Raw genomic sequence first — 3,281 nt, 5'->3', positions numbered from 1 at the left:
TGAAGCCATTGCAGATGTTGTCGATGGACAGCGTCATCGTCAGCAGCGGCAGCGTGGCGCCGAACAGCGTCATCGGCAGCTTCGCGAGGCCCCAGTCTTTTGCGATCGGACCGATTTGCGCTGTCGCCATCAGGCCGCCTGCGGCAACCGCGACAAACGATGCATAGATCACCCAGAACACCGGCGACTTGATCATCTGGCCCGGCGTGTAATCCTGCTTGGTGACCGCGAACTTGCGCTTGGCGGGCGGTGCCTTGGCGCCGTCGGGCTTTCTCAGCAGCAGTGCCAGCACGAAAATGCAGACGCCCTGCAGGATGCCGAAGAACATGAACGTGTGCTCGTAACCTGAGCGCGTAATCATGTTTGCAATCGGAATCACCGTGACGGCCGCGCCCGCGCCGAAACCTGCTGCCGTCAAACCTGCTGCGAGACCGCGCTTGTCCGGGAACCACTTCAGCGCATTGCCGACGCATGTGCCGTACACCCCGCCCGCGCCGATACCGGCGATCACGGACGCGGCGTACAACTCTGGCAGCGTCGTCGCATAGGAATTCATCACCCATGCAAGGCCCGCGCAAATCGCGCCGCCCGCGACGACGGGACGGGGACCGAAACGGTCGACGAGCCATCCTTCCACCGGCACCAGCCACGTCTCGGTCAGAATGAAGATCGAGAACGCAAGCTGAACTTCGGCCTGCCCCCAATGATGCTTTGTGCTCATTGGTGTGACGAACAGCGTCCACGCGTATTGAAGGTTGGCGACCAGCGCCATGCACAAGATGCCAAATGCCAGTTGCCACCACCGGTTGCGCCAGAACGCAACGGGAGCTTGCTGCGAAATGCTGTTCATGTGCCTGTCTCCGCTATCTATTTAGGGCAGCCGGCCAAAGCGCCGGTCTGTATGCATGCCACCTTATAGTTGTGTCCCCAAACGGGCTGCTTCGGGGTAATTCGCAATGCCAATTCCACTACTTCTTTTATAAAAAACCTTTAATCCGATTTACCGCCTGCCTTATTTGCCTGTTAAAAGCCGCCGTCACCGGCTTGTGTCTTTTTCGCATCGGAGCCTTGTTTTTAAGCGTTAACCCGATGTTCATGCAGCGAATCGTCCATTACAGAATCCATGCTAGGGTCAATGCTGAATTACTGATAATTAAAGTTTGTTACCATGAGGATTCACCTTCGCTTATACATCCGCCATGACAATGCGTAACGCGACCCTCCGCCAGCTGAAAGTCTTCGAAACAGTGGCGCGGCATCTGAGCTTTTCGCGCGCGGCGGAGGAACTGCATCTCACGCAGCCCGCCGTTTCCACCCAGGTCAGGCAACTGGAAGAACATGCGGGCTTGCCGCTTTTCGAGCAGCTCGGCAAGAAGATCTACCTGACGCCGGCGGGCACCGAAATGCTCCACTACAGCCGCGCGATCATTCAGCAATTTCATGAAGTCGACGAAGCGATGGGCCAGCTCAAAGGCATATCGGGCGGCAAACTGAACGTCGCGGTGATCAGTGCGGGCGACTACTTCTTTCCGCGGCTGCTCGCCGAATTCACGCGCCGCTACGCGGGCGTCGAATTGAATCTTGCCGTGCACAATCGCGAAGAACTGCTGCATCAGCTGTCGACCAATCAGACCGATCTCGCCGTGATGGTGCGTCCGCCGCAGGAAATGGATGCGATCAACGAAGTGTTCGCGCCGCATCCGTATGTGATCGTCGCGGCGCCCACGCATCCTCTCGCCAACAGGCGCAACATCAAGATGAGCCAGCTTGCGAACGAGGCTTTCGTGGTCCGCGAACGCGGCTCGGACACGTGGAATTCGATGGAAGAAGGCTTTGCCGGGCGCCTCACGAACCTGAAGATCGCGATGGAAATCAAGAGCACCGAGACCATCAAGCAGGCCGTGATCGCGGGCATGGGCATCGCGTTTCTGTCCGCGCATACGATCAGCCTCGAATTGCAGGTCGGGCATCTCGTCGTGCTGGATGTCGAAGGCTTTCCGGTGATGCTCAACTGGTACGTCGTGCATCGCAAGAACAAGCGGTTGCCGCCCGTTGCCGTGGCGTTCAAGCGCTTTCTGATGGAAGAAGGCGCGGCCCTGATCGAACAGATCACGCGCGTGAATCAACTGGCCGTCCATAAGTGACCGGCTATGGATAGCCAATAAAACTTTAACTATTGCGGATTCATTGCGGCTCCTATGCTTCTGTCGAGCCTCGTCACTCGACATGGGAGTCCTGCAATGAATCAGTCTGCCGATCTGCACAACGAAGCGCTGCTGAGCGCCTACAACGCCGCGTTCAGCGATCTGGGCCTGCGGTTTCGCTGGAGCCAGGCCACGCTTGATTTCTTCGACGACGTCAGCAATGAAATGGCGCGCATCACCGCCTATATCGAGCGCTTTCAATCGCATCTGCTCAACGCCTATGACGCCGACTTTCTCGCGCAACTGATCTTCGACCGGAAGAGCCAGTTCTATCGCGAGTCCGTCGCTCAATGACGCAGGGTTGCAGTTCATCGATGACTCTCTCCGACGGCCGCGCTTCGTGAATCCTTAACGGCGGTTCACGAAGCACGGCCGTTATGTGTTTTATTCAGTGACTTCCGTGACGCTTGACCTGATAACGTTGACGGCTGCGCACGCGCATCGCCGCGTGCGTCATATGCAGGCTTCTCGCGGCTGACATACAGCGCGCCTGCGTGCGGCGCGGATTGCTCGTCCAGATCCAGCGCTGCGTGAAATCGTCGGCGACTTGCATGCGTGCAGGGTCGCCGTCCCACGCGACGCGCAACGACCCACCGCGCCTCGCCAACATGCCGCAATGCGCAGGCGCGCGCATAGGGTGCTCGTGCGTGGTCAGCATCACGTGCGCGCCCAGTGCTGCAGCCAGCAGGCTCACGGCGAACAGCGCCGCGATTCCCGGCAATTGCGCAGGCTCGTTGACAAAAGCGTAACCGAGCCAGATACACAATCCCATCGCCAGCAGATCGACGAGTTTGTCGCCTGCCGCGACTTGCCGCATGTTCCGCCCGCGATGTATGAGCCGGTTGACGAATGCGGTCGAGCCGATCGCCAGCAGCAATGCGCCCGAGAACACGAACACATATAGCTCCAGGCGCTCGAGTCCCGACCACGCGATGAAACCCGCACCTTCCGGCATGTCATCTCCTTGCGTCGCGCCTACGCGCTGGTTCGTTCCATGTTTCGCTTCGCGCTTCGTTCAGATCGCGCCGACGGTCCGCAGCGCTTCGATCTGTTCACGCGAATAGCCGAGTTCGGCCA

The 3,281-nt window shown here is 58.9% G+C and carries 4 protein-coding genes; 2 read left to right on the top strand and 2 right to left on the bottom strand.

The window, feature by feature from the left end; translation table 11 throughout:
- A partial coding sequence (gene oxlT, locus KFO72_RS41615; protein WP_225034528.1) for an oxalate/formate MFS antiporter occupies positions 1 to 850 on the bottom strand: 850 nt, incomplete at its 3' end.
- 349 nt (positions 851 to 1,199) lie between these two features.
- On the opposite strand from oxlT, the gene KFO72_RS41610 reads away from it, so the two are divergent.
- Positions 1,200 to 2,144 (top strand): LysR family transcriptional regulator, encoded by a 945-nt coding sequence (locus KFO72_RS41610; protein WP_054932555.1) that lies wholly within the window; start codon positions 1,200 to 1,202, stop codon positions 2,142 to 2,144.
- Between the two features lie 96 nt (positions 2,145 to 2,240).
- Complete coding sequence (locus KFO72_RS41605) at positions 2,241 to 2,498, top strand: hypothetical protein (RefSeq protein ID WP_036001019.1); 258 nt, start codon at positions 2,241 to 2,243, stop codon at positions 2,496 to 2,498.
- A 94-nt stretch (positions 2,499 to 2,592) separates the two neighbouring features.
- Here KFO72_RS41605 and KFO72_RS41600 read toward each other — a convergent pair whose 3' ends face one another.
- Complete coding sequence (locus tag KFO72_RS41600) at positions 2,593 to 3,159, bottom strand: NADP transhydrogenase subunit beta (protein WP_225034527.1); 567 nt, start codon at positions 3,157 to 3,159, stop codon at positions 2,593 to 2,595.
- Positions 3,160 to 3,281: the final 122 nt, after the last annotated feature.

It is taken from the genome of Paraburkholderia sp. XV (assembly GCF_020177535.1).
Classification (GTDB): Bacteria; Pseudomonadota; Gammaproteobacteria; order Burkholderiales; family Burkholderiaceae; genus Paraburkholderia; species Paraburkholderia caribensis.
This window is presented reverse-complemented; position numbering and strand designations above follow the sequence as displayed.